This is a genomic window from Pseudomonas sp. R28(2017) (assembly GCF_002112505.1).
Classification (GTDB): Bacteria; Pseudomonadota; Gammaproteobacteria; order Pseudomonadales; family Pseudomonadaceae; genus Aquipseudomonas.
On sequence record NZ_NEHW01000004.1, the window covers coordinates 417,015 to 444,004 of the forward strand.

Here is a 26,990-nt window from a genome sequence, read left to right on the forward strand (position 1 = left end):
CTCAGTTACCGACGTAACTGGCGCAGCATTTCTTGAACTTCTGCCCGCTGGCGCAGGGGCAGGGGTCGTTGCGCCCGGCCTTGAGCGCGACGGTGGGGTCGATGAAGTACCAGCGCCGCTCGTGCTGCACGAAAGCAGAACGCTCGCGGTGCTGATGGTCACCCTCCTGGTCATGCCAGCGCGCGGTGAAGGTCACGAAGGCGTGTTCGGGTTGGCCACCGAGCACTTCGGCGCTTTCCACTTCCAGGCCCAGCCAGGTGCTCTGGGCGCTCCACGCCATGATGGCGGCGCGGTCCAGCCCGGCCTGCTGGGCCGGCAGGGTCGTGGCTACCAGGTAGTCGACCAGCCCCAATACATAGGCGCTGTAGCGCGAACGCATCAGCGTCTGGGCGTCGGGCGCCGGGGTGCCGGCATGGTAATGCCCGCAGCAGGCGTCGAGCAGATTGCCGCTGCCACAAGGGCAAACCGAGACACTCATCATCACCACCAATACTTGCCGAAGTTTTCAGGGTTGGCCCAGAACTTGGCGTTGAGCCAGTCCGGGACCTGCTTGTAGTCATGTAGATCATAGGTGAACAAGCTCAACACCTGCTCATCGCGGCGGAATTTCTCGCTGGCCTGCAGCGCCAGGGAGAAGAAATCGGTGTCTTGCCAGCCGCAGGCGGGCAGGTCGGCCAGCACTGCAACGCGGCTTGCGTTGAGGTTGCGGATGCCGCCCAGCAGTTGCAGGCCGGTACGTTTTGGCACGTGTTCAAGGCAGTCCACCAGCACCGCCAGGTCAAAGCGCTGCGCCGCCAGCGTTGCGGGCAATGGCCCCGGCGCACAGGTTTCGATGGTCACCTGCGGGTGAGCCTGGGCAAAGGCATCCAGGGCCGGGAAGCGCGTGCCCACCAGCAGCAGGCGTTGCGGGGTGAAGCGCTCCAGCAGGGCGGCCAGGGCTTGCTGCGGGGTGCGCTGGGAAAAACCGTCGGTCATTGCCAATCCTCGTTCATGTCGTCCAAGACTAGCGGGCTGCTGTGCGCCGGCATAGAGGCAAGTGGCCGCGTCGTGGCTTATTGCTGGCAGGGATGGGTTGCGCGGTCTTTACTCCCAGAGATCGGTCTTATGCCGATTCCCCCTAGGAGAAGCTACGAAAATGAGCATAGTACGCACAGCGTTACCCCTGGTACTGCTCACCAGTGTGTTGACTGGTTGTGCAGGTTTGCAAAAAACCGACTGGCCGAAGTGTGCTGCCGTCGGGGGCGTCGCCGGTGCCGGCCTGGGTGCCATCGAGAGTTCCAGCTGGGCGGGCTGGGGCGCGCTGCTCGGTGGTGGCCTGGCGGCAGGCTATTGCTGGGCTCACGGCGATGGTGACGAGGACGGCGATGGCGTGCCGGACAGCCGTGACAAGTGCCCAGGTACGCCACATGGCGTGAAGGTCGATGCCAATGGCTGCCCGCCTACACCTCCTCCAGTCGTCGAGGAAGTGGTGGTGCAGAAGGAGGAAGTGATCGTCATTCGTGATGTGCACTTCGAGTTCAATTCCTCGCGCCTGACGGCGGCCGACAAGGAACGCCTGAACACGGTTGCCACTCGCCTGAAGCAGGAAGCGCCAAGCGCCCGCCTGAGCGTGACCGGCCACACCGACAGCGTGGGCTCCGACAAGTACAACCAGAAGTTGTCCGAGCACCGTGCTCACGCGGTAACCGATTACCTGATCGAAAGCGGTGTGCCTCGCGCCAGCTTCGTTTCGGTGGCAGGTGCTGGTGAAACCCAGCCAGTGGCAGACAATGCCACGGCCGAAGGGCGTGCCATGAACCGTCGTACCGAAATCAAGATCCAGCGTTGACGCCCTGGCGCCCGCGCCTTGAGAAGTGGCGCGGGCGCGTCTTTAATCCTGTTAGCCGGTCGCGGCCGATGACACAGGAGCATTCATCATGAGTGTAATGTCGAAGGCGGCGTTGCCGTTGCTGGTGGTGACCGGCCTGCTTGCAGGCTGCGCCACCCACAGTGACGGCAGTGCGCCCCTCAATCAAAGGACTTGGCCCATCTGCAGCCTGCTCGGCGGTGCGGTCGGCGGTGGCCTTGGCGCCATTGAAAACTCAAGCTGGGCGGCTGGCCTCGGTGCCCTCGGCGCGATCGCTGGCGGGCTGATCTGCTACGCCCAGGATGGTGACGAGGATGGTGACGGCGTGTTCGACCGCCGCGACCGTTGCCCCGACACCCAGGCCAATACCCCGGTTGACCACATGGGCTGCCCGCTGGCGCAGTATCCGCCTTCCCAACCTGCACCGGAGCCCAAGCCCGAGGTAATCACCCTCGACGACCAGGGCCAGGTGATGTTCGCCTTCAACTCCGCCGACCTCACGCCGGGTAGCGAGGAGCGGCTGAAAAGCCTGCTGCCGCGCCTCAACGAGCTGGGAGTCAGCCGTGTCAAGGTGGTCGGTCATACCGACAACGTCGGCTCCGACAGCTACAACCAGGCGCTTTCCGAACGCCGTGCCGCCAGTGTCGCCGAGTACCTGATCAGTCAGGGCTTGGCGCCGCAGAAGGTGACCAGCGAAGGTCGTGGCGCCCATGAGCCGATCGCTGACAACGCCACCGATGAAGGGCGTGCGCACAACCGACGGGTGGACTTGCACCTCAACTGACTGCGCTGGCGCCTGCCCGGGCATGCAGGTAGTGTTGGCTGCGCGGCGCGCTTGCTCGGGCCGCGTAGGCATAACAATAAATAGACACGTAGGGGCGGGGTATGAAGTTCATCCTGGGCCTGGGCAAGGTCCTGACCGTGGCGTTCTGGGGCGTGGTGCTGTTCAACCTGATGATGCCGCAACCATTGCCGTTGAATCTGTTGATCAATGCCTTGGGCATTTTTGTCCTGAGCCTGCATTTTCTTGAAGTGCTGTTTTTCAATGGCAGCTTGCGAGGCCGCAGCCATCGCTGGTTCGACCGGTTGCAGATCCTGCTGACCGGTATTTTCCATGTCATGTCCATCCCCCGTCCGCAGGAGGCGCCTCGCCATGCGTAAATTGATGTTGCTGGCGGTATTGGCCGCGCCTATGGCCCAGGCACAGAGCCTTGAAGTTCCCTCCCACTCCATGCTGCGCCTGCCGAACAAGTCGGCCAGCGTGCACCTGGAGCAATTGCGCGTGGCAGATTCGGCAACCTTGCTGTTACCGGCCACGTTGACCGAACTGAAGGTCGATCATCTGCAACTGGGCCGCGAGGCGCGGATTGCCATCGCACCCGCCGAAGCACCGCTGCGCATCGATGTACGCAATGCTGTGCTGGGCGAGGGCAGCGAGATCAGCGCGCCAGGGGCGCCCGGCACTTACGAGCGGGCTGCCCGCTCCGGGCGCAGCCTGGAGTTGAAGCTTGACGCAGTCGATGCCGAGCGTTTGGCCATCGATGCCCGTGGTGGCGCCGGAGCACCGGGTTATGTGGGCCTTGATGGCGCCAATGGCCAGGCGGGAGGCTGTGCCTGGGGCCAGGCCAGCCAAGGGGCGAACGGCGATGATGGTGGCAACGGGCATGACGGTGCGCCTGGCGGGCGGATTCGCCTGAGCCTGCCGCAGGGCTTCGCGCAGGAGCGCATCGTGGTACGCCTGGAGGGCGGTGCGCCGGGCAAGGCCGGGGCAGCCGGCAAGGCGGGTAAAGGCGGGGCGAGCAAGGGATGCCTGGTATATCGCACCGATGCCGGGGCCAATGGCCGACCGGGGCAGGAAGGGCAGCCTGGGTTGGCTGGCGCCGAGGGTGAACTGATCCTGCAGCGCCTCTGAAGGACTTTTCGCACGCCATGCAGGAGCGGCCTTGTGTCGCGAAAGGGCTGCTCCTACAGGACCGCGAAACCAGCTACATCAGTAACCGGGAACTGGCGACCGCAACCACCGCCAGGCCCAGCAGCAGGTTGATCCCCACCATCCGTCGAATACGTCCGAGTACCGCAGCGCCCGTCGGCCAGTCCTCGGCCTGCACCGCTGCCTTCAGTTCCGGCAACAGCAATGCCTGGATGCGCATGAACAGCGCGAACATGGCAATCCCGCCGCCAATCATCACATGCACATATTTGGGCGCTGTCTCGAAGCCGCTGAAGCGCATGTGCAACATGCCGATACCACTTATCGCCAAGATCGCAACGGCTAGCCAGACCCAGACGAAGAAGCGTCGGAAAACTTCCACCCACAAGCGCAGGCGGGCAGGCCCTTCAAGGGCTGCAACCGTTGCCGGGCGCAGTACCAGCCAGGCGAAGAACATGCCGCCGACCCAGACCAGGGCGGCAAGAACATGCAGTGTGTAGGGCAGGGCAAAGGCAAGCATCCGGATCTCCATGCGGCACAAAGGGCAATAGCGGGGTATGATAGCCGCCCCATGCGAAACACTGAAAATATATCCAGCCCTCCGGGCGCCTGCAGACCATGATCAGCAACGAACTCAAAGCCACCATCCAGGGCGCCTACACGCGTTTTCTCGAAGCCAAGAGCCTCAAGCCGCGGTATGGCCAGCGCCTGATGATCGCCGAAGTGGCCAAGGTGCTCGGCGACATCGCCTGTGACGACGAAGGCCGCCGTGCCGGCGAGCCTGCCGTGGTTGCGGTGGAGGCGGGCACCGGTACCGGCAAGACGGTCGCCTATGCGCTGGCCGCGATCCCGGCCGCCAAGGCCGCCGGCAAGCGCCTGGTGATCGCCACCGCGACCGTGGCGTTGCAGGAACAGATCGTCCTCAAGGACCTGCCGGACCTGATGCGCAACAGCGGCCTGAACTTCAGTTTCGCCCTGGCCAAGGGCCGCGGCCGTTACCTGTGCCTGTCCAAGCTCGACATCCTGCTGCAGGAGGGCCACGCGCAGTCGGCCACGGCCCAGCTGTTCGAGGAAGAAGGCTTCCACATCGAGGTCGACGAGCGCAGTCAGAAGCTGTTCAACAGCATGATCGAAAAGCTCGCCGGCAACCGCTGGGACGGTGACCGCGACAGCTGGTCGGAAGCCATCGAGGACCAGGACTGGGCGCGCCTGACCACTGACCACAGCCAGTGCACCGGTCGCCACTGCCCGAACTTCCAGCAGTGCGTGTTCTACAAGGCCCGCGAAGGCATGGGCAAGGTCGATGTGATCGTCACCAACCACGACATGGTGCTGGCCGACCTGGCCCTGGGCGGTGGCGCGGTGCTGCCTGACCCGCGCGACACGATGTACGTGTTCGACGAAGGCCACCACCTGCCAGACAAGGCCATCGGCCACTTCGCCCATTATTCGCGCCTGCGCTCCACGGCCGACTGGCTGGAGCAGACCGCCAAGAATCTCACCAAGCTGTTGGCCCAGCACCCCTTGCCGGGCGACCTGGGCAAGTACATCGAACAGGTGCCTGAGCTGGCGCGGGAAGTGCGTACCCAGCAGCAGTTCATGTTCACCTTGTGCGAGCAGGTTGCCGATTTCCGCCCGAGCGAGGACACCGAAGGCCGCGAGCGTCCGCGTTACCGCTTCGAGGGCGGTGTGGTGCCCGAGCAGATCCGCGAAGTCGGCATCGAGCTGAAGAAAGGCTTCGCCCGCCTCAATGACCTGTTTACCCGCCTTGCCGACTTGCTCAAGGAAGGCATGGACGGTGAGGTCAACATCGGCATCGCCAGCCACCAGGCCGAGGAGTGGTACCCGCTGTTCGGCAGCCTGGTCACCCGCGCACAGGGCAACTGGGAGCTGTGGACCGCGTTCACCGCCGAAGACCCGGAAGACAGCCCGCCCATGGCGCGTTGGCTGACCCTGGCCGAAAGCGGAGCGCTGTTCGACATCGAGGTCAATGCCAGCCCGATTCTCGCCGCCGAGATGCTGCGGCGCAGCTTATGGAGTGTCGCCCATGGCGCCCTGGTGACCTCGGCCACGCTGACCGCGCTGGGCAAGTTCGACCGCTTCCGCATGCGTTCAGGGCTGCCCCGCGATGCCGTCACCTGTGTGGTCCCAAGCCCGTTCGTGCACGGCGATGCCGGCCTGTTGCGGGTCCCCGACCTCAAGGCCGATCCGCGCGACGCGGCAGCACACACCGCAGCGATCATTCGCGAACTGCCGAGCATTGTCGAAGATGCCCGCGGCGCGCTGGTGCTGTTCTCTTCACGCAAGCAGATGCAGGAAGTGTTCGACGGCCTGGATCGCGACTGGCGCAAGCTGGTGCTGATCCAGGGCAACCTGTCCAAGCAGGAAACCTTGAACAAGCACAAGGCCCGGGTCGACGATGGCCAGCACAGTGTGCTGTTCGGCCTGGCCAGTTTCGCCGAGGGTGTCGACCTGCCAGGTGCCTATTGTGAGCATGTGGTCATCGCCAAGATCCCCTTCGCCGTGCCCGACGACCCGGTCGAAGCGGCCCTGGCCGAATGGATCGAAGCCCGCGGCGGCAACCCGTTCATGGAAATTGCCGTGCCCGATGCCTCGCTGCGCCTGATTCAGGCCTGCGGTCGCCTGCTGCGTACCGAGCAGGATCGCGGTGTCATCACCCTGCTGGATCGGCGTCTGGTCACGCAGCGCTATGGCAAGGCTATTCTCAATGCGCTGCCGCCTTTCCGGCGGGAGATTTCCTGACGGTCGGAGCACGATGCGCCGGCCCGTTGTCCATCACTCAGTCGCGGGCCCATGAGGGCCTGGAAGGAGAGCTTCAGCCCTATGATTCGCCGCAGCTTGCCCGTGGTACTTACCTTGTTGTTCAGCACGCCTTTGCTGGCTGGGCAGCAGACGCTGTTCAGCTTCGTTCGCCCGGCCTCGGTGGTCAATGTGGCGACCGAAGGCACCGGCATGCCGCAGTACAACGCGGAGCAGACAGCCGAAGGCGAGGTGCTCAGGCGGGTGGTGTTCAACCCGGTCGAACGGCCGACCTTGCGCCTGAGCCCGCAGAGCGGCGTGTGGGACTGGTCGGCCGGGCAGTTTCTTACCTTGCGTATGCAAAGTGCCCAGGACTGGGCCTTGACCGTCGACGTCACGGTCCTGGGCAGCGATGGGCGCACGCTGACCAGCCGTATCGACCTGCCTGCGGGGCCTGCGCAGACCGTCATGGTGCCGCTCAATGCCAGTTCGCCGCTGAGCCAGGGCATGCGTGCCGGCCCGCCCATGCCATGGGCCTACGAAGGGCAGCGCTTGCTGTTGACCAGCAGTGCCGGTGAGGTTGACCTTAAGCAGGTGGTGTCCATCAGCCTGAGCATACCCAACCCGAAAGTGGCGCAGAACCTGCTGATCGAGAAGGTCGGCATCCAGGACGACAACCTGGCCTACCAGGCGGCCTACCACGAGCTGATCGATGCCTACGGCCAGTCCACCCGGGGGCATTGGCCCGAGAAGATTGCCAACGACGAGCAACTCAAGGCCGCCGACAGCCGCGAACAGCAACAGCTCAAGGGCTGGTTGGCTGACCGTCAGAAGCAGCCACTGGACAGTTACGGTGGCTTGCTGGACGGGCCGGCGTTTGCAGCCAAGGGTTTTTTCAATACGCAGAAGCGCGAAGGCCGCTGGTACCTGGTCACGCCGGAGGGGCATCCGTTCTTCTCGCTGGGCGTCAATGCCGTGGCCGCCGATGGCGGGCGTACCTACGTTGCCGGCCGCGAGGGGATGTTCAAGGGGTTGCCGGCTGAAGGCGACGTCCTGACGGCCTTTTATGGTGAAGGCAACAACGACGATGGCAACGCCTCGTCGCAAGGGCGCAGTTTCAAGCAAGGGCGCTGGTTCGACTTCTATGCCGCGAACATCCAGCGCACCTATGGCAAACCGTGCCCGCCAGCCGTTGAAGGGCAAGCGGCCCCCGTGTGCCCGCCGCTGGTGCTGGACGCCGAGCGTTGGCAGGGGCACACGCTGGACCGGCTGCAGGCCTGGGGCTTCAACACTTTGGGCAACTGGAGCGACCCGGCCGCCGGCCAGGCCAAGCGCATGCCCTATACCTTGCCGCTGTCGATCGTCGGGGACTATGCCAGCATCAGCACCGGCATGGACTGGTGGGGCCGCATGCCTGACCCGTTCGACCCACGGTTTGCCATGGCCACGGAGCGCGCCGTGGCCATTGCCGCGCGTGATCACCGTGACGACCCCTGGCTGATCGGCTATTTCGCCGACAACGAACTGGCCTGGGCCGCGCCCGGCAATGACCCCAAGGCACGCTATGGCCTGGCCTATGGCACCTTGCGCCTGACCACCGACGTGCCGGCCAAGCGCGCCTTTCTCAAGCAGCTGCGCGACAAGTACCGTAACCAGGAGGGGTTGTCCAAGGCCTGGGGCATCGACCTGCAGGCCTGGGAACTGATGGAAGACCCAGGTTTCGAGGCGCCGCTGCCCAACCCCGAACACCCGGAAATCGAGCGTGATTACCAGTATTTCCAGCAGGTATTCGCCGAAACCTACTTCAAGACCATTTCCGATGCGCTGAAGTGGCATGCGCCCAACCACCTGCTGCTGGGCGGTCGCTACGCCGTGAGCACACCGGAAGCGGTCAAGGCCTGCGCCGAGTTCTGCGACGTACTGAGTTTCAACTTCTATACCCTCAAGCCCGAGGATGGCTATGACTTTGCCCGCCTTGCCGAGCTCGACAAGCCGGTGCTGGTGTCCGAGTTCCAGTTCGGCTCCCGCGATCGTGGGCCGTTCTGGCCGGGGCCGGTCGAGGTGGCAAGGGAAGAAGACCGTGGGCCGGCCTACGGCAACTTCCTCAAGGCCGCCCTGGCACAGCCGATGATCGTGGGCGTGCATTGGTTCCAGTACCTCGACCAACCGGCCAGTGGGCGTTTGCTCGATGGCGAGAACGGCCACCTGGGCCTGGTGGCGATCACCGATGTGCCGTACCCAGGCTTCGTCGAAGCGGTGCGCAAGAGCAACCTGCAGGCCGTTGGTCAGTTGCGTGGCGAGCTGGAGAAAAAGGCCCCCTGAAGGTCTACCGGGGGCGCTGTGTGCCCCCGGCACAGATGACACGGCAGTATTCGGCACAGACCATCCGGCCTTGCCCAGTAGGCAAAACCGCCAACTACTGAAACAATGCACGCCTTTGTCAGCAAGGTCGTACGGAGAACAGCGGGTGCAGATCCAGGGTCACTATGAGCTGAAGTTCGAAGCGGTGCGCGAAGCGTTTGCGGCATTGTTCGAAGATCCCCAGGAGCGTGGCGCTGCGCTGTGCATCCAGGTCGGTGGCGAGACCGTGGTCGACCTGTGGGCGGGCAGTGCCGACAAGGACGGCCAGCAGGCCTGGCACAGCGATACCATCGCCAACCTGTTTTCCTGCACCAAGACCTTCACCGCCGTGACGGCCCTGCAGCTGGTGGGTGAGGGCAAGCTTGCCCTGGATGCACCGGTAGCGCGCTACTGGCCGGAGTTCGCCCAGGCCGGCAAACAGAACATCACCCTGCGCCAGTTGCTCAGCCACCGTGCCGGCTTGCCCGCCATCCGCGAGCTGCTGCCGGCAGAGGCCCTGTATGACTGGCAAACCATGGTCGATGCCCTGGCCGCCGAAACGCCTTGGTGGACGCCCGGTACTGAACACGGCTATGCCGCCATCACCTACGGCTGGCTGATCGGCGAGCTGATCCGCCGCGTCGATGGCCGTGGCCCGGGTGAGTCGATCGTTGCCCGTACCGCCCGGCCGCTGGGCCTGGACTTCCACGTCGGTCTGGCCGACGAAGAATTCCATCGCGTGGCGCATATCGCCCGAGGCAAGGGCAACGCCGGTGATGCCGCCGCCCAGCGCCTGCTGCAGGTGACCATGCGTGAACCCGAGGCGCTGTCGACGCGCGCCTTCACCAACCCGCCAGCCATCCTGACCAGCACCAACAAGCCCGAATGGCGGCGCATGCAACAGCCGGCGGCCAATGGCCACGGCAATGCGCGCAGCCTGGCAGGTTTCTACGCGGGCCTGCTCGACGGCAGCCTGCTCGAGTCCGAACTGCTCGACGAACTGACCCGTGAACACAGCCTTGGCCAGGATCGTACCCTGTTGACCCAGACCCGCTTCGGCCTGGGCTGCATGCTCGACCAGCCCGATGTGGCCAACGCCACCTTCGGCCTCGGCGCCCGGGCCTTCGGCCATCCAGGCGCGGGCGGCTCGGTCGGTTTCGCCGACCCGGAGCACGACGTGGCCTTCGGCTTCGTGGTCAACACCCTCGGCCCTTACGTGCTCATGGATCCAAGAGCCCAGCAGCTGGTACGCGTGCTTGGCACTTGCCTTTGATCGGGTAAAGCGGGTATTACGCAACCCCTTTGACTATCCTCAATGCCAACGCCTGAAGTGCGTTGGCAAAATATCTTTCAATTTCATGGTGTATCGCTGATGTCTTCACATAAAACCTTAGCTCTCGCCCTGTGCCTGGCCGCCATGACCGGTTGCGCCAGCCATTCCCAGGACGCCTCCAAGGACGGCGGCAGCAGCTGGTGGCCGTTCGGTTCCGACAAGGTAGCCGACAAGGAAGTGAAAGCGGCGGTAACCGAGAAAGTCGCCAAGGCCGATGCCAAGTCCGAGAGCGCCAGCCACTGGTGGTGGCCGTTTGGCGGTGACGACAAGCAGGCCAAAGGGCCGGCGGTGCCGAAGATTGACGAAAAGGCCACCCAGGCCTGGCTGGACCAGTACGAGCCGAAGCTGCGTGAAGCGGTCAAGGACAGCAAGCTGGAGCTGGAACGCCGCGACAACGTGCTGGTGGTGACCATCCCGGTCGACAGCTCGTACAACCCGGACCGCCCGAACATGCTGCTGCCGATGACCCTGGGCCCGATCACCCGCGTGGCCAAGGCTGTCGAAGGTGACTCGAAGACTGCCGTGCTGGTTCTCGGCCATGCCGACAGCAGCGGCGTGGCTGCCGCCAACCAGAAGCTGAGCCTGGAGCGTGCCGCCTCGGTATCGGCGATCTTCCGTCTGAGTGGCCTGCAGCGTGACCGCCTGTCGCTCAAGGGCATGGGTTCGGAAATGCCGCGTGCTGCCAACGACAGCGCCGAAGGCCGCGCACTGAACCGTCGTGTGGAAATGCTGTTGACGCCGCAGAACACCATGCTTGCCCTGCTGGCCAAGTACCAGCAGGCTGCCCCGGTGGCAACCCCGGCTGCGATGGTTGCCGTGCAGGATGCCAAGGCGCCTGCCGCCAAGCCTGTCGAGACCAAGAAACCGGCCGCCAAGCCAGCAGCGAAGAAAGCCGCTGCCAAGCCTGCGGCGAAGGCCACCGCCAAGAAGAAAGCCGCGCCAGCCAAGCCTGCCGCCAAGAAGGCTGCTACCACCGACAAGAAAGTAGCCGCCAACAGCCCTGCGAAGACCAACTGATCGTCAAGGAACCGCAGCCATGACCCAATCCCTGGCCGATATGCGCCGCGACTACACCCGTGATGGCCTGGCTGAAGCCCAGGCCCCGGGTGAGCCGTTCGCCCTGTTCCACCAGTGGTTTGCCGATGCCGTGAAGACCGAGCAGCCACCGGTGGAGGCCAACGCCCTGACCCTCGCCACGGTCGATGGCGAGGGCCGCCCGCATTGCCGGGTGCTGCTGCTCAAGGGGCTCGATGACCGTGGCTTCACCTTCTTCACCAACTATGACAGCGCCAAGGGCCAGCAGCTGCTGGCCAATCCGTTCGCTGCCATGACCTTCTTCTGGCCGGCGCTGGAGCGCCAGGTGCGGATCGAAGGGCGGGTGGAAAAGGTCACGGCCAAGGAGTCGGATGACTATTACCAGGTGCGCCCGCTGGGTAGCCGCCTGGGGGCCTGGGCCTCGCCGCAGAGCAGGGTGATTGCCAACCGTGAAGAACTCGAAGGGTTGGTCAAGGCCACCGAGGCGCGCTTCTCCGATACCCAGCCGCATTGCCCGGAGCATTGGGGCGGTTACCGCCTGCTGCCGGAGCGGGTCGAGTTCTGGCAGGGGCGGGCCAGCCGCCTGCATGACCGCTTGAACTACCGCCTGGTCGACGGGCAGTGGGTGCGAGAGCGCCTGGCGCCTTGACTACCTGGGGCCGCTTCTGCGGCCCCTTGCCTTCCTGATACCACACCGTCTGCACACGACGATGCAGTAATCCGTGGCTATGCTTGGTCTGAGCTGTAACGCCCGCATTACTGTCCTCGGTGGCTGTACAGGGGCTGAATGGAAATAAAATTTTCGCGTTGGCGCCGTGACAGCCGTCTATGCGCAGCGTCTAATGGACACCTGTTTTCTGGAGATTGTACTCATGCGTAAATCCGCTTTGCTGGTGGCGACGTTCACCACCCTGTCGCTGCTGCTCGGTGGCTGTGCCTCGAGCCTGACCGGTGACAGTTACTCCCGTGATGAGGCCCGTCGCGTGCAGACCGTGCGCATGGGGACCATCGAATCCTTGCGTCCGGTGAAGATCGAAGGCACCAAGACCCCGATCGGCGGTGGCGCTGGCGCCATCGTCGGTGGCGTGGCCGGCAGCGCCGTTGGCGGTGGCCGTGGCAGCATCGTCGCTGCAGTGATCGGTGCCGTGGCCGGTGGCCTGGCAGGTTCGGCTGCCGAGGAAGGCATCACCCGTACCCAGGGCGTGGAAATCACCGTGCGTGAAGACGATGGCAGCATGCGCGCTTATGTTCAGGCCGTGCAGGAGAATGAAATCTTCCGTGTGGGCGACCGCGTGCGCATCATGACCGTTGACGGTACCAGCCGCGTTTCGCACTGATCGCAGCGGCAAATAAAAACCCCGAATGGACCAGGCCCATTCGGGGTTTTTTGTTTTCCTGCGCCGGCCTCTTCGCGGGCACGCCCGCTCCCACAGGTACTCCACTGTTCTTGAGTCAGTAGCATTCCTGGGGGAGCGGGCGTGCCCGCGAAGAGGCCGGTAGCTTTACAGGCCGAGAATGTCGCGAGCCACGGCTTCGGCAATGCGGATACCATCCACGCCTGCCGAAAGAATGCCGCCGGCATACCCCGCACCTTCACCTGCCGGGAACAGCCCCTTCAGGTTCAAGCTCTGGAAGTCAGCGCCGCGGGTAATCCGCAGTGGCGACGAGGTGCGTGTTTCGATCCCGGTCAATACCGCATCATGCAGGTTGTAACCTTTGATCTGGCGGTCGAATGCCGGCAGTGCCTCGCGGATGGCCTCGATGGCGAAGTCCGGCAGGCTCGGCGCCAGGTCACCCAGGGTCACCCCGGGTTTGTACGACGGCTCGACGCTGCCCAGGGCCGTGGACGGCTTGCCAGCGACGAAATCGCCCACCAACTGCGCCGGCGCCTGGTAGTTGCTGCCGCCCATGACGTAGGCGTGGGCTTCCAGGCGCTCCTGCAACTCGATGCCGGCCAGCGGGCCACCCGGGTAATCACGCTCGGGGTCGATGCCGACGACGATGCCGGAGTTGGCGTTGCGCTCGTTACGCGAGTACTGGCTCATGCCATTGGTAACGACGCGGCCCGGTTCGCTGGTGGCCGCGACCACGGTGCCGCCTGGGCACATGCAGAAGCTGTACACCGAACGGCCGTTCTTGGCGTGGTACACCAGCTTGTAGTCGGCCGCGCCGAGTTTCGGGTGGCCGGCGTACTTGCCCAGGCGCGCCTTGTCGATCAGCGTTTGTGGGTGCTCGATACGGAAGCCCACCGAGAACGGCTTGGCTTCCATGTACACGCCCTTGGCGTGCAGCATGCGGAAGGTGTCGCGGGCGCTGTGGCCGAGGGCCAGGACCACATGGCGCGAGTGCAGCTGCTCGCCACTCTCCAGCACCACGCCAGTCAGTTGGCCGTCTTCGATCAGCAGGTCGGTGACTTTTTCCTGGAAGCGCACTTCGGCGCCGAGGGCGATCATGTCCTGGCGCATCTGCTCGACCATGCCGGTCAGGCGGAAGGTGCCGATGTGCGGTTTGTTGATGTACAGGATCTCGTCTGGCGCACCGGCCTTGACGAACTCTTCCAGGACCTTGCGGCCGTGGTGGTTCGGGTCCTTGATCTGGCTGTAGAGCTTGCCGTCGGAGAAGGTCCCGGCGCCGCCTTCGCCGAACTGCACGTTGGACTCGGGATTGAGCACGCTTTTGCGCCACAGGCCCCAGGTGTCCTTGGTGCGCTGGCGCACTTCCTTGCCGCGTTCGAGGATGATCGGCTTGAAGCCCATCTGCGCCAGCAGCAGGCCGGCAAAGATACCGCACGGGCCGAAGCCGACCACGATCGGGCGTTGCTGCAAGTCGGCCGGGGCCTGGCCGACGAACTTGTAGGTAACGTCGGGTGCCACACCGATGTTGTGGTCATCGGCGAACTTGCCGAGCAGCTCGGCTTCGTTGCTGGCTTGCAGGTCGATGGTGTAGATGAACAGCAGTTCGCTGTTCTTCTTGCGCGCATCGTAACTGCGTTTGAACAGGTTGAAGCTGAGCAGTTGCTCGTCGCGGATGCCCAGGCGCTGGACGATGGCTTCACGCAGGGCTTCGTCGGGATGGTCCAGGGGCAGCTTCAGTTCGGTGATTCGTAGCATGGCAGGGTCCAGTATCCCGGCCATGGGCGGCCGGCGGCTTTACACAAACCGCCAAGTATAAGCTGTTAGCCGCCCCGACTGGCAGGATAAAAGCGCCCGGCGATCAGTTGTCGCGCGCCCCGCCGTAGTAACCGCAGCCGCGCAGGGTCTGGCCGTCGATGTGCAGCTCGGCGCGCAGGTGGCGCACGGCGCCCGTGGCGCCATCGACGCAGCGTTGCGGGGCCACCCACAGTTCAACGTGCTGGCCGTTGGCTTCGCTGGTCAGGGTCAGGCCGCCGCCGGGCACTTCTTCTTCGAGGAACGGCAGGGGCAGCGGGTCTTTGCCGACGCGGTTGAGCACCATGCCCTTGCCACTGGCCTTGATGTCCCAGTCCGGTTCATGGCCATTGGCACGCAAGGTCAGCTGCTTGAAGTTGGGGTCGTCGCAGGCGCGGGTGGAGGGCTCCAGTCGGTACAGGCGGCTGACCTCCAGCTGGCCATCGTTGTCGGCCTGCTTGGCGCCGGTGAGGCGCCCGCGCACGTCGGCGAAGAGCTTGGCGTTGGCGTCCTTGGCCAGGTTGACGGACTCCTGGAGGATGCCAGTGCCGGCGACGTCGTTGATCACGAAGTGGCGGCTCTCACCGCAGGGTTTGAACAACAGCCGGTCGCCGCCTGCGCTCAGTTCGCCCTGCATGCGCGTGGTACCGATGTTCGGGTCACGGGGCTGCTCGGCCAGCAACTGGCAGCCGGCGAACAGGGGCAGCAGGGCACTGAGCAGCAGGGTAGGGGTGAGGCGCATGGGGCGGGCTCCGGGGAATCTTTGCCAAAGAGCTGGCCACGTTACTCAGGCTCGGCGGGGATCACAAGCCTTTGGTACACCTGTGCCGGCTTCTACGCGGGCAAGCCCGCTCCCACAGGGATCCCACAGATTCTGAAACTCTGCAGAACCTGTGGGAGCGGGCTTGCCCGCGAAGAGGCCGACACATTTGTGACAGGCAGAAAAAAGGGCCCGAAGGCCCTTTTTCATTCAACCACCCAGATACGCATCGCGTACCTTCGGGTCGGTCAACAGTGCTTCACCGGTGCCTTGCATGACCACCCGGCCGTTTTCCAGCACATACGCCCGGTCGGCGATCTTCAGTGCCTGGTTGGCGTTCTGCTCCACCAGGAACACGGTCACGCCATCGCGGCGCAGCTGTTCGATGATGTCGAAGATCTGCTGGATGATGATCGGTGCCAGGCCCAGCGAAGGTTCGTCGAGCAGCAGCAGCTTGGGCTTGCTCATCAGTGCCCGGCCGATGGCCAGCATCTGCTGCTCGCCACCGGACATGGTGCCGCCACGCTGGATGTAACGCTCCTTCAGGCGCGGGAACAGTTGCAGGACCTTGTCCAGTTGTTCCTGGTAGTCGCCCTTGTCGGTGAAGAAACCGCCCATGGCCAGGTTTTCCTCGACGGTCAGGCGGGCGAACACGCGACGGCCTTCCGGCACCACCGCGATGCTCTTGCGCATGATGTGCGAGGACGGCTGGCCGACCAGCTCTTCGCCGAGGTACTTGATGCTGCCGCTGTGCGCCTGCGGCGAGCCGCACAGGGTCATCAGCAAGGTCGACTTGCCGGCGCCGTTGGCACCGATCAGGGTGACGATCTCGCCCTGGTTGATCTCCACGTTGACGCTGTGCAGCGCCTGGATCTTGCCGTAGAAGGTGGAAACGTTCTCGAACTTCAGCATTTACGCTTCCCCCAGGTAGGCTTTGATCACGTCAGGGTTGTCGCGGATCTCCTCCGGCGTGCCGTGCGCCAGGGGTGTGCCCTGGTTGATCACGACGATGTGGTCGGAGATGCTCATCACCAGCTTCATGTCGTGCTCGATCAGCAGCACGGTGACGTTGTGCGACTCGCGCAGGTAGGCGATCAGTGCCTTGAGGTCTTCGGTTTCCTTCGGGTTCAGGCCGGCGGCCGGTTCGTCGAGCATGATGATCCGTGGCTGGGTCATCATGCAGCGGGCGATTTCCAGGCGCCGTTGCTGGCCGTAGGCGAGGGTGCCGGCGGTACGGTTGGCGAACTCGGTCAGGTTGACCTTCTCCAGCCAGTACTGCGCGCGCTCCATGGCCTCCTTCTCGCTGCGGCGGAAGCTCGGGGTCTTGAACAGGCCGGCGAAGAAGTTGGTGTTCAGGTGACGGTGCTGGGCGATCAGCAGGTTTTCCAGCGCGGTCATTTCCTTGAACAGGCGCACGTTCTGGAAGGTCCGCACCACGCCCTTGCGGGCGATCTGGTGGCCGGCCAGGCCCTGGATCGGCTGGCCGTCGAGCAGGATGGTGCCGCCGCTGGGCTTGTAGAAGCCGGTCAGGCAGTTGAACACCGTGGTCTTGCCGGCGCCGTTCGGGCCGATCAGCGCTACTACCTGTTTTTCCTTGACGGTCAGGGCCACGCCGTTGACCGCCAACAAGCCGCCGAAGCGCATGCTCAGGCCGCTGACTTGCAGAATTTCACGGCTCATCGATGCAGCTCCATGTGGGGGCGTTGCATAGGCAGCAGGCCTTGCGGACGCCAGATCATCATCAACACCATCAGCGCACCGAACATCAGCATCCGGTATTCGCTGAACTCACGCATCAGCTCCGGCAGCAGGATCATCACGATGGCCGCGAGAATCACGCCCAGTTGTGAGCCCATGCCGCCGAGCACGACGATGGCGAGGATGATCGCCGACTCGATGAAGGTGAACGACTCCGGCGTCACCAGGCCCTGGCGCGCAGCGAAGAAGCTGCCGGCGAAACCGGCGAAGCAGGCACCCAGGGTGAACGCCGAGAGCTTGATCACGGTAGGGTTCAGGCCCAGCGCACGGCAGGCGATCTCGTCTTCGCGCAGCGCTTCCCAGGCACGGCCGATCGGCATGCGCAGCAGGCGGTTGATCACGAACAGTGCCAGCAGGGCCAGTAGCAGGGCGACCAGGTAGAGGAAGATGACCTTGTTGATCGAGTTGTATTCCAGCCCGAAGAACTCGTGGAAGGTCTGCATCCCTTCGGCGGCCCTGCGCTCGAAGGTCAGGCCGAAGAACTCCGGCTTGGGGATGTTGCTGATGCCGTTGGGGCCGCCGGTCCAGTCGGTGAGGTTACGCAGGAACAGGCGAATGATCTCGCCGAAGCCGAGGGTCACGATCGCCAGGTAGTCACCGCGCAGGCGCAGCACCGGGAAGCCGAGCAGGAAGCCGAAGGTGGCGGCCATCAGGCCGGCGATCGGCAGGCAGACCCAGAAGCTCCAACCCAGGTAGTGCGAGAGCATCGCGTAGCTGTAGGCACCGACGGCGTAGAAACCGACGTAGCCGAGGTCGAGCAGACCGGCCAGGCCGACCACGATGTTCAGGCCCAGGCCCAGCAGCACGTAGATCAGGATCAGCGTGGCGATGTCCACCGCGCCGCGTGAACCGAAGAACGGCCACACCAGCGCCGCGACGATCAGGCCGATGATCACATAGCGCTGGGTTTTCGGCAGGGTCAGGTAGTTGCTGACGGCTGGCGGGATCAGCTTGCGATCCGAGCGACGGCCCATCACCGAGTTCCACTGCCTGTCGAACAGCACGCGCAGGAACATCAACACCGAGCACACGGCGATGATGCTGATGGTGAACGAACCCTGGCTGTGCACGATCAGGCTGATGCCGTCGATGCTCAGTTTCAGGCCCAGCACCGGAAAGGCCACGGCCCAGACCAGCAAGGCGCTGAAGAACGCCTGTTTGAGATTTCTGTTCATACTTTTTCAACCTCCGGGCGGCCGAGGATGCCGGTCGGCCGGAACAGCAGGACAAGAACCAACAAGCCGAATGCCACCACGTCCTTGTACTGGTCGCCGAAAACGTCGGCGCCGAAGGCTTCGGCCACGCCCAGCACCAGCCCGCCGAGCATGGCGCCCGGGATGCTGCCGATGCCGCCCAGTACCGCCGCGGTGAAGGCCTTCAGGCCTACCAGGAAACCGGCGTTGGGGTTGATCACCCCGTACTGCATGCTCAGCAGCACGGCCGCCACGGCCGCCAGGGCGGCACCGATGACGAAGGTCAGGGCGATGATGTTGTTGGTGTTGATGCCCAGCAGGTTGGCCATCTTGATGTCCTCGGCGCAGGCGCGGCACGCGCGGCCCAGGCGGGAACGGGAGATGAACAGGGTCAGGCAGGTCATGGCCACCAGGGTGACCACGAACACCAGGATCTGCATGTAGGAAACCAGGACTTCTTCGGCTCCACCTGGCCCGAAGGAGAAGGCTCCCGGGATCAGGTTGGGGATGGATTTGTCCTTCGAATCTTGCGACAGCAAGACCGTGTTCTGCAGGAAGATCGACATGCCGATGGCGGAAATCAGCGGGATCAGGCGGTTGCTGTTGCGCAGGGGGCGGTAGGCAACCCGTTCGATGCTGTAGCCATAGGCACTGGTGACGCAGATCGTCGCGACGAAGGCGACGGTCATCAGGATCGGCAACGAGTGGATACCCATCATGGCCAGGCCCGCCAAGGCGATGAAGGCCACGTAGGAACCGATCATGTACACCTCGCCGTGGGCGAAGTTGATCATGCCGATGATGCCGTACACCATCGTGTAGCCGATGGCGATCAAGGCATAGGTGCTGCCGATGGTCAATCCATTAACCAGTTGTTGGAAGAAATGGTAGATCTCAGGCATTACAGCGCTCCTAAAAACCTGATTTGCATTTCACTGGCAGGGGTACGGCCAGGAAACCGCGGGTGACGGTTTTAAGATTTTCAGGTGGGTCGGCCCCCGGATCGCGGGGATCGGGCCCATGAACCTCGTAAAACAAAGCCCACTGCTCGCACAGTGGGCTCCTAGGTCAGCTATTAGTCACGCAGTTACTGAGGGGAGACTTCGGTCTTCGGCTTGCCGAAGTGCCATTCGTAGACCACGAACTTGAAGTCTTTCAGGTCGCCTTTCTCGTCGTAGGACAGTTCGCCGGTCGGAGTTTTGAAGGTGCCTTCGTGAATGGCTTTTGCCACCTTGTCGGTATCTTCGGAGCCAGCTTTCTTGATACCTGCGGCGATCAGCTCGACAGCCGAGTAGGCCGGGAACACGAACGGGCCGCTTGGGTCCTTGCCGTCAGCCTTGATGGCGTCGACGATGGCTTTGTTCTCAGGGTCGGCGTCGAACGACTTCGGCAGGGTGACCAGCAGGCCTTCGGAGGCGCCCTGGGCGATCTGCGAGATGGAGTCGTTACCCACGCCTTCCGGGCCCATGAACTTGGCTTTCAGGCCCTTTTCCTGAGCTTGGCGCAGGATCAGGCCCAGCTCTGGGTGGTAGCCGCCGTAGTAGACGAAGTCGACGTTGTTCTGCTTGAGCTTCTGGATGATCGAGGAGAAGTCCTTGTCACCGGCGTTCAGGCCTTCGAAGACGGCCACCTTGGTGCCTTTCTTCTCCAGGGTCTGCTTGACTGCGGTGGCGATGCCTTCACCGTACTGCTGCTTGTCGTGCAGTACCGCGACGACCTTCGGCTTGACGTGGTCGGCGATATAGTTGCCGGCAGCCGGGCCCTGGGCGCTGTCCAGGCCGATGGTGCGGAAGATCAGCTTGTAGCCACGGGCGGTGATTTCCGGCGAGGTGGCGGCCGGGGTGATCATGATCACGCCTTCGTCTTCGTAGATGTCGGACGCTGGCTGGGTGGAGCTGGAGCACAGGTGACCGATGACGAACTTGACGCCGTCGTTGACCACTTTGTTGGCGACTGCCACGGCCTGTTTAGGGTCGCAGGCGTCGTCGTATTCCTTGGCTTCGAGCATCTTGCCATCGACGCCGCCCTTGGCGTTGATATCCTTGATGGCCTGCTTGGCGCCGATGAACTGCATGTCGCCGTACTGGGTCACAGGGCCGGTCTTGGGGCCCGCGATCCCGATCTTGATGGTATCGGCGGCAAACGAATGGCTGGCTACCCCGGCCAGAACCATTGCGGCGAACAGCTTGGAAATCTTGATCATAGTGCTCCACTCATTCTGTTGTAATTCTTATAGTCCTGGCGGCCAGGGCTACAGACCGGGCGGGATATGCGGCATGGCCACGCCATACTGCATGCCCACCTTCCCCCGGAACATGTCCCGGAACTGTACCGGTACAGTGTAGAGCGCTGCTTGCGCGCTTGAAAAGCCGGCAAAAAGTGCCTGTTCCGCGGCTTGTCGCATGGTCGACACAAAGATACAGAAAAGCGCCATCACTTTGCCTGCATCCTGGGCTCCACCCCACAACTTCGGAGCCAATCGATCAAATTACGTATTTGAAACCGGGTTTTTCTGCAAAAATGCCGGCCATTTTTCAATGGCCGAATTTGCGGGTACAAACCCATGACTGATCAAACAAGCACCCTCTATGCCAAATTGCTCGGTGAGACTGCGACAATCGAATGGAAAGCTTTGGAGCGTTTCTGGGCCAAAGGTGACCTGATTTGGGTCGACCCCCGTCTCGACCTGATCGAGGTTGCCGCGGCAATGGCCGAGAATCGCAGCGAGATCTTCGCCAAGTGGCGTAGTGATGGCACTGTTGGGCCGCTCAGCGCCGAGCAGGCACTCGACCTGCAAAGCCGCGATCCAGAGATCTGGGCGGTGGTGGTTTCGCCGTTCATCGTGATCCAGGTGAAACAAGCGGAATAACAAAGCGCTTTTTTAGTGCGTAAAAATACGCAGTCGCCCTGTGATGGTGCTCGTTGACGCTCACGTAAGGTGGAAGTAAGTAACAACGACCGGGGGGTTCGGCGGGGCGGTAACAGTTTACGGCATGCGTAATTGGGGCTGCCGTGCAGCCCTTCGCGGGCACGCACGCTCCCACACGCCCGCTCCCACAGGTGAGGTGCAATTCGAAAGTGCACGAAATTCCTGTGGGAGATCACCCAGCCCTTTGGGCTGCGCTGTCGCGCAGAGAAAAAAGCCTCAGCATGCGCCGCTTTACCCTGTGGGAGCGGGCGTGCCCGCGAAGCATGCGACGCGGTGCATGGCACCGGCTTCGCCGGTGTTCGCGGGCGCGCCCGCTCCCACAAGACCTCAGCTAAATCAAAGAGTTATGTATTGTTCTATGAGAGCGGGCGTGCCCGCGAAGGGCCGCAGAGCGGCCCCGTGATGGTCAGTAATCGACCCGGCCGGTGTGGCTGTTCAGCGAAATCACCCGGGTCTTGCCGATGCGGTGGCGGAATATCTCGCGCAGGTACTTCACGGCCTTCTTCACGCATTCGCGCGACAGGCGGATATCGTTGATCGACACGAAGCGGCTCTTGTCGTTGATCAGCTCACGGTACTTCTTCTCGTACATCGGCTTGATCGCGTACCAGTTGGTGTCGAGGATCTTCGCCGGGTTTTCGAACTCGTTCAGCAGGTCGTCTATCCGCTCCTCCGCGAAATGCTCGCTGGTGATGAATTCGAGGATGGCATTGTCCAAGGTGTCATCGAAGCGGTACGGCGTGCGGGCAAAACAGCGCTTGATAAAGGCCACGATCAGGGTCAGGAAGTCGTCCGACAGGCAGGGGCTCTTGGCGATCAGTGTGGTCAGCGACAGGTTGGCCGAGGCACCGATCACCAGCGCATAGCGCTTGAGCGTGGTGTTGGGGAACAGGCTGTTGAGGTGGGTCTTGAGCCGGTTGAGGTCCATGTACGACAGCTTGTAGTCCTTGGGCAACGAGACGATCGACACCACCGACGAGCAGTTCTTGAAGAAGTGCAGGTCATGCAGCGCCGCCGCGTCGTAACCCGAAGCCTTGTACTGCTCCAGGGCTGCGCGGTAACGGCGCGACTCGATCGGCAACAGGCTGATGCCTTCGATGGCCTGGGTCTGCTTGTTGAAATGCGGCAGGTCGATGGAGCGCAGGAACAGGTCGTCGATGTCCAGGCGTGGGGCTTCGCGCTCGAACACCTTGAACTTGTCCGTGCCTGGCGCAGGTGCTTCGGGCACTACCGATTCAGCATAGGCAATCGCCACCGGGCCGGCCAGGCTCATGAACAGGTCGTTGGCATCCAGGCGGATGGTTTCGCCAATGTCGATGCCAGCGCGGCGGAAGTAGTTCTGGTCGTAGTCGGTGGTCACCGCCTGGGCGGTGAGGATGTTGAAGATCTGCTGGGAGATGTACTGGTTGGCGTGCTTCTCCATGGCGTTGACGTCGATGTTGTGGATGGTGCCGTCATCGCTTTCTTCGGCATAGCGCATGATGTCGTTGGAGATCAGCATCATCGCGTTCCACGGGCGGATACGGCCCATCACGCTGGCTTCGCTGCTGTCTTCATTATCGAAGTTGTACGAGAAGTCCCATTCTTCCGACAGGTATTTGCACAACAGCCGGCCGGCGTTGATGTGCAGGGCTTCGGACATTTCGCTGCGATGGTCCGTCGCATTGGGCAGCACGCAGATGCCGCTGGTGAAGATCGGCTCGAAGACGAACGAGTGCCCGCCCTTGCCGTCGTTCTCGTCGGCCGGCTTGGTGTCGAAGGTCTTGTTCATGTACGAGTACTGCTGGGCCAGGCCGAATTCCGAAGCCATGCCGGAGCCGGTGCCGCCACCGGCGCTGAAGATATAGAAGTACAGCCGCGACTGGTTGGCCTTGATGCCACAGGAGTCGATCAGGTACGAGTGGATCAGTTTCCAGTCGGCACTGGAAAAGCGCTGGGTGTCCTTGTTGAGGATGATCTTGGCCAGGTACTGGCCGAGGATCGGCGCGTTGCCGGCACCGCCTGCATGCACCTCGGACAGGTCCATGATCTTCATCTTGCTGTAGTCGCGCAGGAACTCGCCACGCTCGCCCTTGCGCGAGAAGCGGATTCGCCCGGCGATGTCCTTGTCCAGGTCACCCAGCATCACCAGCGGTTCGACCAGGAACACCGGCTTGACGCCCTTGTTCTGCACCAGGCGCAGGTTCTGGCGGATCCAGCGTGCCGGGCTGTAGCCCGACTCGCCCTTGAGTCGGTCTTCGTTGTTGAACTCGTTGAGGAAGAAGGTGCGGGCGTTGTAGACCAGTTCGGCCACGTCGAGGGCAATGTTCGAGCCGCAACGGCCCAGGCCAATCAGGCAGACCGACGGAAACTGCTGCTCCAGGCGCAGTGGGTCATCGCCCTCGATGTGCTGGTTGCCGGGAAACACCAGGTCACGCAGGCCGTCGAGGTTGTCGAGGATGCGCTGGATGTCCTGCTCGGTGAAGTACAGGTACTGCTGTGTCGCTGCGCTGCGCGTCGGCAGCGTGTCACGAACACTACTGGCGGTCGGTAGATTGGGTAGAGTCGAAGACTCGGGGACCGCATTGGCAGAAGTGTTCGTAGAGGTCATAGTGCGCCATTTGCCTGGTGTCAGTGATTATTAGAGGGTTATGCCATATGGCCATCACGCTAAATGCCGCGACTCTAGCAGTGCGCCATTTACGGATGCGATAGGGGTTTCCCTTACTTGTTTTAAGGATTTTTCTGTCGAGCTGGTATTGCATCGCCCGCTTGTCACGCTTCTTTAATCTTCTGCCTGGAGTCGTTCATGAGTACTGCACTGCCTTCGCTGGGGTTTGCCGGGATTGGCCTGATGGGGCTGCCGATGTGCCGTAGGCTGTTGGCCGCGGGCTACCCGCTGACGGTCTGGAACCGCAGCCCGGACAAATGCGCCACATTGGTGGCAGCCGGTGCGCGCTTGGCTGCCAGCCCTGCCGAGTTGTGCCGTGACAGCGATATGGTGCTGCTGTGCCTGGCCGACACGGCGGTAGTGCGCGAGGTGGTGTTTGGCGAGCAAGGCATCGCCGAGGGCGGGCGCAGCGGTCAGTTGCTGGTGGACTTCTCCAGCCTCGAGCCGACCGCGACCCGGGAAATGGCGGCCGAGCTGGCTGCCCTGTGCGGCATGGCCTGGCTGGATGCGCCGGTATCCGGCGGTACGCCAGGGGCCGAGGCGGGTAGCTTGGCGATCATGGTGGGCGGCGATGCCACTGACCTGCAACGTGCGCGCCCGGTGCTGCAGGTGCTCGGCCAGCGGGTGACGCACATGGGCGGGGTAGGGGCAGGGCAGGTGACCAAGGCCTGCAATCAGATGATCGTGGCCTGCAATGCCCTGGTCATTGCCGAGGTGGTGGCACTGGCCGAGCAGTCAGGTGTCGACGCCACCTTGATCGCGCAAGCCCTTGCCGGTGGCTTTGCCGATTCGAAGCCGCTGCAGATTTTGGCGCCGCAGATGGCCGAAAGCCGTTTCGAGCCGATCAAGTGGCATGTGCGCACGTTGCTCAAGGACCTCGACGGTGCGGTCAAACTTTCCCGCGAGCAGGGCGCGGCAACGCCGCTCAGTGGCCTCGCCGCGCAGTTGATGCGCCTGCACGGTAGCCAGGGCTATCTGCAAAAAGATCCGGCGACCCTGGTAGAGCTGTATCGCAACAAGGGCTGAACCCAATGTCCTGGCGGTCGAGCTGGTCAAGCAGCGGGCGCAGCTCAGTCATCGGCACCGGGCGACCGAGCAGGTAGCCCTGCAGGTAATCGCAGCCATTGCGGGCCAGGAATTCGTGCTGCTCGACGGTTTCGACACCTTCGCTGACCACTTCCAGGTGCAGGGTATGGGCCATGGCGATGATGGCCTGGATGATCTCGCGATCCTTCAGGCTGGCGGGCACATCCTGCAGGAAGCTGCGGTCGATCTTCAGTACGTCCAGGGGCAGGCGCTTGAGGTAGGCCAACGACGAATAGCCGGTACCGAAGTCGTCGATCGACAGGCTGACGCCCTGGCCACGGATGCGTTTGAGCAGATTGACGGTCTGCTGGATATCACCCATCAGGGCGTTCTCGGTGACTTCGAGCTCCAGATGGCGAGGTGCAAGGCCCGCCTGGAACAACGCCACGTCCACTTCATTGGGCAAGTTCTCGTCGCCCAGGGTCACCGCCGAGCAATTGACCGTGACCTTGAGGCTGGCAAAACCATGCTGGTGAAGCCGGGACAGGTCCTGGCAGGCGTGGCGCAACACCCACAGGTCGAGGTCGACGATCAGGCCGTTGGCTTCGGCGATGCCGATGAACCGGTCAGGCCCCATCAGCCCGTGCAGCGGGTGTTGCCAGCGCACCAACGCTTCAAGCTTGGCCACCTGGCCAGTGCGCAGGTCGAAGATGGGCTGGTAATGCACGCACAAGCCGCGTTCTTCAAGCAGGGCAATGCGCAGTTCCTCCTCCAGTTGCAGCGCCAGGCTGGCGCGGCTTTTCAGGTTGCTGTTGAAGAAGTGCAGGCTGTTGCGGCCGCTGCCCTTGGATTGGTAGAGGGCCAGGTCGGCATGCTTGAGCAGTTCTTCGGCCGTCAGGCCGTCATCGGGGAAGATGCTGATGCCAATGCTGGTGGTCATGACCATGCGCCGGCCGCCGAGGTCGATCGGATCCTTCATCCGCTGCATGATGCGCTGGGCCAGGTGGCGCGCCTCGTCGCGGTTGTTGAGGCTGGTGACCACGCAGAACTCGTCGCCGCCAAAGCGGGCGACCAGGTCGTGACTGCGAGTGGCAGCCTTGATGTGGTTGGCGATCACCTTGAGCAGTTCGTCGCCGGCATCGTGGCCGAGGCTGTCGTTGATCCGCTTGAAGTGGTCGATGTCGAGGAACATCACCGCCAGGCGGCTTTCGCCGGCGTCCAGTTCCGCCAGGCGTTCGGCGAAGATCTGGTTGAAACCACGGCGGTTGACCAGGTTGGTCAGGGCATCGTAGTGAGCCGCCTGCTGCAGTGACGCGCGGGCCTGGTCCAGTTGGCTGAGCAGCACACCGTAGCGGCGCAGGTCGTCTTCCTTGCTTTGCAGCTTCTTGTCGGCCAGCGCGGCGCTGATGCTGCTGCCACTGATCAGCAACGTAATGAAGGCCACGGCCAGCCCCAGCTGCAGGCTGTTGTCCGTGGATGGCAGGCTCAGGGCAGTAGAGGCGGGAATCACCAGGGTCATGGCGGCCATGGCGGTGAAATGAGTGGCGACGATGCCACCGGCCATCAGCAAGCTGGCGCCATATTTCAGGGCCTGGTGCCGCGTGCCGCTGCCATTGCGGAAGTAACGGGCCAGCAGCAAGGCGGCCAGACTGGTCAGCAAGGCGATGGCAGTGCTGCTCAGCAGCAGTGCGGTCTGGTAGTACTGCTGGGCACCGGTCTGCAGCGCGGCCATGCCGACGAAATGCATCAGGATGATGCCCAGGCCGATGAGCAGGGCGCTTTGCAGGTAGTGATGCAGGCGCATGTCGATGCGGTCGAGGCTGGTCATCGCCATCCACGCCACCAACAGTGCGATCAGCAGCGACAGGCCGGTCAGCGACACGTCGTAGTGCATTTCCACCGGGGCCTGGAAGGCCAGCATGCTGATGAAGTGCATGGCCCAGATGCCACCCGCCAGGCAGCAGGCACCGAGCATGCGCCATTGCCGTTGAGCGCCGGGGTGTTCGCTGTGGGATTGCCGTTCGGCCATGTCGAGGGTGGCGAAGCAGGCTGCACTGGCCACTGCAAAGGCGATCAGGATGAGTAGCGGTTCATGGCGGCAGTCGATGACGATGCGCCCGGTTACCGGCAGTTCGGTGAACAGTTGCAGACCCAGCCATTCCATTGCTTGCCCTTTGCTCGAGTTTTCACTCGTCTCCGTTCAAGCCCTGTGGAGACTGTCCTGAGGCAGTATAGGAACCGGTGGTTAAACCTTCCTGAATAATGGCACTTTGGCTTCAATGAT

General features: G+C 63.2%; 24 protein-coding genes. 12 read left to right on the plus strand and 12 right to left on the minus strand.

The window, feature by feature from the left end; genetic code table 11:
• Nucleotide 1 precedes the first annotated feature (1 nt).
• Nucleotides 2-478 (minus strand): YchJ family protein, encoded by a 477-nt coding sequence (locus CAF78_RS09935; protein WP_085675249.1) that lies wholly within the window; start codon nt 476-478, stop codon nt 2-4.
• A 2-nt stretch (nt 479-480) separates the two neighbouring features.
• The gene (locus tag CAF78_RS09940) at nt 481-975 is read right to left on the minus strand and encodes a DUF6231 family protein (RefSeq protein ID WP_085675250.1); all 495 of its coding nucleotides are present in this window, start codon (nt 973-975) and stop codon (nt 481-483) included.
• A 160-nt stretch (nt 976-1,135) separates the two neighbouring features.
• Between CAF78_RS09940 and CAF78_RS09945 the strand changes: the two genes are divergently transcribed.
• The 4 genes from CAF78_RS09945 to CAF78_RS09960 all read left to right on the plus strand — a co-directional run bounded on the left by CAF78_RS09945 (nt 1,136) and on the right by CAF78_RS09960 (nt 3,758).
• The gene (locus CAF78_RS09945; protein ID WP_085675251.1) at nt 1,136-1,828 is read left to right on the plus strand and encodes an OmpA family protein; all 693 of its coding nucleotides are present in this window, start codon (nt 1,136-1,138) and stop codon (nt 1,826-1,828) included.
• Between the two features lie 88 nt (nt 1,829-1,916).
• A complete protein-coding gene (locus CAF78_RS09950; RefSeq protein ID WP_085675252.1) occupies nt 1,917-2,630 on the plus strand; it encodes an OmpA family protein in 714 nt (237 codons plus the stop codon).
• A 101-nt stretch (nt 2,631-2,731) separates the two neighbouring features.
• The gene (locus tag CAF78_RS09955) at nt 2,732-3,007 is read left to right on the plus strand and encodes a DUF1145 domain-containing protein (RefSeq protein WP_085675253.1); all 276 of its coding nucleotides are present in this window, start codon (nt 2,732-2,734) and stop codon (nt 3,005-3,007) included.
• The gene (locus CAF78_RS09960; RefSeq protein ID WP_085675254.1) at nt 3,000-3,758 is read left to right on the plus strand and encodes a collagen pro alpha-chain precursor; all 759 of its coding nucleotides are present in this window, start codon (nt 3,000-3,002) and stop codon (nt 3,756-3,758) included. The genes CAF78_RS09955 and CAF78_RS09960 overlap by 8 nt, the downstream gene beginning before the upstream one ends.
• Nucleotides 3,759-3,831: 73 nt before the next feature.
• Here CAF78_RS09960 and CAF78_RS09965 read toward each other — a convergent pair whose 3' ends face one another.
• Nucleotides 3,832-4,296, minus strand: a complete 465-nt coding sequence (locus tag CAF78_RS09965; protein WP_085675255.1) for a CopD family protein — start codon at nt 4,294-4,296, stop codon at nt 3,832-3,834.
• Nucleotides 4,297-4,394: 98 nt separating this feature from the next.
• Between CAF78_RS09965 and dinG the strand changes: the two genes are divergently transcribed.
• The 6 genes from dinG (at nt 4,395) to CAF78_RS09995 (ending at nt 12,581) form a co-directional block, all read left to right on the plus strand.
• Nucleotides 4,395-6,539: an ATP-dependent DNA helicase DinG gene (gene dinG / locus CAF78_RS09970; protein WP_085675256.1), complete on the plus strand. Its 2,145-nt coding sequence runs from the start codon at nt 4,395-4,397 to the stop codon at nt 6,537-6,539.
• A gap of 81 nt (nt 6,540-6,620) precedes the next feature.
• Nucleotides 6,621-8,858, plus strand: a complete 2,238-nt coding sequence (locus tag CAF78_RS09975; RefSeq protein ID WP_085675257.1) for a beta-galactosidase — start codon at nt 6,621-6,623, stop codon at nt 8,856-8,858.
• A gap of 145 nt (nt 8,859-9,003) precedes the next feature.
• A complete protein-coding gene (locus CAF78_RS09980) occupies nt 9,004-10,149 on the plus strand; it encodes a serine hydrolase domain-containing protein (RefSeq protein ID WP_085675258.1) in 1,146 nt (381 codons plus the stop codon).
• 99 nt (nt 10,150-10,248) lie between these two features.
• Nucleotides 10,249-11,226, plus strand: coding sequence for an OmpA family protein (locus CAF78_RS09985; protein WP_085675259.1), 978 nt, complete (start codon nt 10,249-10,251; stop codon nt 11,224-11,226).
• A gap of 19 nt (nt 11,227-11,245) precedes the next feature.
• On the plus strand, nt 11,246-11,893 hold the full coding sequence (gene pdxH / locus CAF78_RS09990) for a pyridoxamine 5'-phosphate oxidase (RefSeq protein ID WP_085675260.1): 648 nt from the start codon (nt 11,246-11,248) through the stop codon (nt 11,891-11,893).
• A gap of 223 nt (nt 11,894-12,116) precedes the next feature.
• Nucleotides 12,117-12,581, plus strand: coding sequence for a glycine zipper 2TM domain-containing protein (locus tag CAF78_RS09995; protein ID WP_085675261.1), 465 nt, complete (start codon nt 12,117-12,119; stop codon nt 12,579-12,581).
• Between the two features lie 165 nt (nt 12,582-12,746).
• Here CAF78_RS09995 and CAF78_RS10000 read toward each other — a convergent pair whose 3' ends face one another.
• The 7 genes from CAF78_RS10000 to CAF78_RS10030 all read right to left on the minus strand — a co-directional run bounded on the left by CAF78_RS10000 (nt 12,747) and on the right by CAF78_RS10030 (nt 20,304).
• Nucleotides 12,747-14,354: an NAD(P)/FAD-dependent oxidoreductase gene (locus tag CAF78_RS10000; protein ID WP_085675262.1), complete on the minus strand. Its 1,608-nt coding sequence runs from the start codon at nt 14,352-14,354 to the stop codon at nt 12,747-12,749.
• A 103-nt stretch (nt 14,355-14,457) separates the two neighbouring features.
• On the minus strand, nt 14,458-15,132 hold the full coding sequence (locus CAF78_RS10005) for a COG3650 family protein (RefSeq protein ID WP_085675263.1): 675 nt from the start codon (nt 15,130-15,132) through the stop codon (nt 14,458-14,460).
• Between the two features lie 228 nt (nt 15,133-15,360).
• Nucleotides 15,361-16,062, minus strand: a complete 702-nt coding sequence (locus tag CAF78_RS10010; RefSeq protein ID WP_003254879.1) for an ABC transporter ATP-binding protein — start codon at nt 16,060-16,062, stop codon at nt 15,361-15,363.
• Nucleotides 16,063-16,830, minus strand: coding sequence for a high-affinity branched-chain amino acid ABC transporter ATP-binding protein LivG (gene livG, locus CAF78_RS10015; RefSeq protein ID WP_003254878.1), 768 nt, complete (start codon nt 16,828-16,830; stop codon nt 16,063-16,065).
• The gene (locus CAF78_RS10020; RefSeq protein WP_085675264.1) at nt 16,827-18,083 is read right to left on the minus strand and encodes a high-affinity branched-chain amino acid ABC transporter permease LivM; all 1,257 of its coding nucleotides are present in this window, start codon (nt 18,081-18,083) and stop codon (nt 16,827-16,829) included. The genes livG and CAF78_RS10020 overlap by 4 nt, the downstream gene beginning before the upstream one ends.
• Nucleotides 18,080-19,003: a high-affinity branched-chain amino acid ABC transporter permease LivH gene (gene livH, locus CAF78_RS10025; protein ID WP_085675265.1), complete on the minus strand. Its 924-nt coding sequence runs from the start codon at nt 19,001-19,003 to the stop codon at nt 18,080-18,082. The genes CAF78_RS10020 and livH overlap by 4 nt, the downstream gene beginning before the upstream one ends.
• Before the next feature lie 185 nt (nt 19,004-19,188).
• A complete protein-coding gene (locus tag CAF78_RS10030) occupies nt 19,189-20,304 on the minus strand; it encodes a branched-chain amino acid ABC transporter substrate-binding protein (protein ID WP_085675266.1) in 1,116 nt (371 codons plus the stop codon).
• A 360-nt stretch (nt 20,305-20,664) separates the two neighbouring features.
• Between CAF78_RS10030 and CAF78_RS10040 the strand changes: the two genes are divergently transcribed.
• The gene (locus tag CAF78_RS10040) at nt 20,665-20,970 is read left to right on the plus strand and encodes a DUF2288 domain-containing protein (protein WP_085675268.1); all 306 of its coding nucleotides are present in this window, start codon (nt 20,665-20,667) and stop codon (nt 20,968-20,970) included.
• Between the two features lie 466 nt (nt 20,971-21,436).
• Here CAF78_RS10040 and CAF78_RS10045 read toward each other — a convergent pair whose 3' ends face one another.
• Complete coding sequence (locus CAF78_RS10045; RefSeq protein ID WP_085675269.1) at nt 21,437-23,620, minus strand: hypothetical protein; 2,184 nt, start codon at nt 23,618-23,620, stop codon at nt 21,437-21,439.
• 198 nt (nt 23,621-23,818) lie between these two features.
• Here CAF78_RS10045 and CAF78_RS10050 point away from each other — a divergent pair, with 198 nt between their 5' ends.
• A complete protein-coding gene (locus CAF78_RS10050; protein ID WP_085675270.1) occupies nt 23,819-24,706 on the plus strand; it encodes an NAD(P)-dependent oxidoreductase in 888 nt (295 codons plus the stop codon).
• Here CAF78_RS10050 and CAF78_RS10055 read toward each other — a convergent pair.
• Complete coding sequence (locus tag CAF78_RS10055; RefSeq protein WP_085675271.1) at nt 24,606-26,870, minus strand: bifunctional diguanylate cyclase/phosphodiesterase; 2,265 nt, start codon at nt 26,868-26,870, stop codon at nt 24,606-24,608. The genes CAF78_RS10050 and CAF78_RS10055 overlap by 101 nt on opposite strands.
• Between the last annotated feature and the right edge of the window lie 120 nt (nt 26,871-26,990).

What these genes read in the sequence shown, in the direction of transcription:
- CAF78_RS09945 (WP_085675251.1), top strand. Translation starts at nt 1,136, where the DNA reads ATGAGCATAGTACGCACAGCGTTACCCCTGGTACTGCTCACCAGTGTG.
- CAF78_RS10010 (WP_003254879.1), bottom strand. Translation starts at nt 16,062, where the DNA reads ATGCTGAAGTTCGAGAACGTTTCCACCTTCTACGGCAAGATCCAGGCG.
- CAF78_RS10040 (WP_085675268.1), top strand. Translation starts at nt 20,665, where the DNA reads ATGACTGATCAAACAAGCACCCTCTATGCCAAATTGCTCGGTGAGACT.
- livG (WP_003254878.1), bottom strand. Translation starts at nt 16,830, where the DNA reads ATGAGCCGTGAAATTCTGCAAGTCAGCGGCCTGAGCATGCGCTTCGGC.
- CAF78_RS09935 (WP_085675249.1), bottom strand. Translation starts at nt 478, where the DNA reads ATGAGTGTCTCGGTTTGCCCTTGTGGCAGCGGCAATCTGCTCGACGCC.
- CAF78_RS10050 (WP_085675270.1), top strand. Translation starts at nt 23,819, where the DNA reads ATGAGTACTGCACTGCCTTCGCTGGGGTTTGCCGGGATTGGCCTGATG.
- CAF78_RS09975 (WP_085675257.1), top strand. Translation starts at nt 6,621, where the DNA reads ATGATTCGCCGCAGCTTGCCCGTGGTACTTACCTTGTTGTTCAGCACG.
- CAF78_RS10055 (WP_085675271.1), bottom strand. Translation starts at nt 26,870, where the DNA reads ATGGAATGGCTGGGTCTGCAACTGTTCACCGAACTGCCGGTAACCGGG.
- CAF78_RS09995 (WP_085675261.1), top strand. Translation starts at nt 12,117, where the DNA reads ATGCGTAAATCCGCTTTGCTGGTGGCGACGTTCACCACCCTGTCGCTG.
- CAF78_RS10045 (WP_085675269.1), bottom strand. Translation starts at nt 23,620, where the DNA reads ATGACCTCTACGAACACTTCTGCCAATGCGGTCCCCGAGTCTTCGACT.
- CAF78_RS10020 (WP_085675264.1), bottom strand. Translation starts at nt 18,083, where the DNA reads ATGAACAGAAATCTCAAACAGGCGTTCTTCAGCGCCTTGCTGGTCTGG.
- CAF78_RS09965 (WP_085675255.1), bottom strand. Translation starts at nt 4,296, where the DNA reads ATGCTTGCCTTTGCCCTGCCCTACACACTGCATGTTCTTGCCGCCCTG.
- CAF78_RS09955 (WP_085675253.1), top strand. Translation starts at nt 2,732, where the DNA reads ATGAAGTTCATCCTGGGCCTGGGCAAGGTCCTGACCGTGGCGTTCTGG.
- dinG (WP_085675256.1), top strand. Translation starts at nt 4,395, where the DNA reads ATGATCAGCAACGAACTCAAAGCCACCATCCAGGGCGCCTACACGCGT.
- pdxH (WP_085675260.1), top strand. Translation starts at nt 11,246, where the DNA reads ATGACCCAATCCCTGGCCGATATGCGCCGCGACTACACCCGTGATGGC.
- CAF78_RS10005 (WP_085675263.1), bottom strand. Translation starts at nt 15,132, where the DNA reads ATGCGCCTCACCCCTACCCTGCTGCTCAGTGCCCTGCTGCCCCTGTTC.
- CAF78_RS10000 (WP_085675262.1), bottom strand. Translation starts at nt 14,354, where the DNA reads ATGCTACGAATCACCGAACTGAAGCTGCCCCTGGACCATCCCGACGAA.
- livH (WP_085675265.1), bottom strand. Translation starts at nt 19,003, where the DNA reads ATGCCTGAGATCTACCATTTCTTCCAACAACTGGTTAATGGATTGACC.
- CAF78_RS10030 (WP_085675266.1), bottom strand. Translation starts at nt 20,304, where the DNA reads ATGATCAAGATTTCCAAGCTGTTCGCCGCAATGGTTCTGGCCGGGGTA.
- CAF78_RS09940 (WP_085675250.1), bottom strand. Translation starts at nt 975, where the DNA reads ATGACCGACGGTTTTTCCCAGCGCACCCCGCAGCAAGCCCTGGCCGCC.
- CAF78_RS09950 (WP_085675252.1), top strand. Translation starts at nt 1,917, where the DNA reads ATGAGTGTAATGTCGAAGGCGGCGTTGCCGTTGCTGGTGGTGACCGGC.
- CAF78_RS09960 (WP_085675254.1), top strand. Translation starts at nt 3,000, where the DNA reads ATGCGTAAATTGATGTTGCTGGCGGTATTGGCCGCGCCTATGGCCCAG.
- CAF78_RS09985 (WP_085675259.1), top strand. Translation starts at nt 10,249, where the DNA reads ATGTCTTCACATAAAACCTTAGCTCTCGCCCTGTGCCTGGCCGCCATG.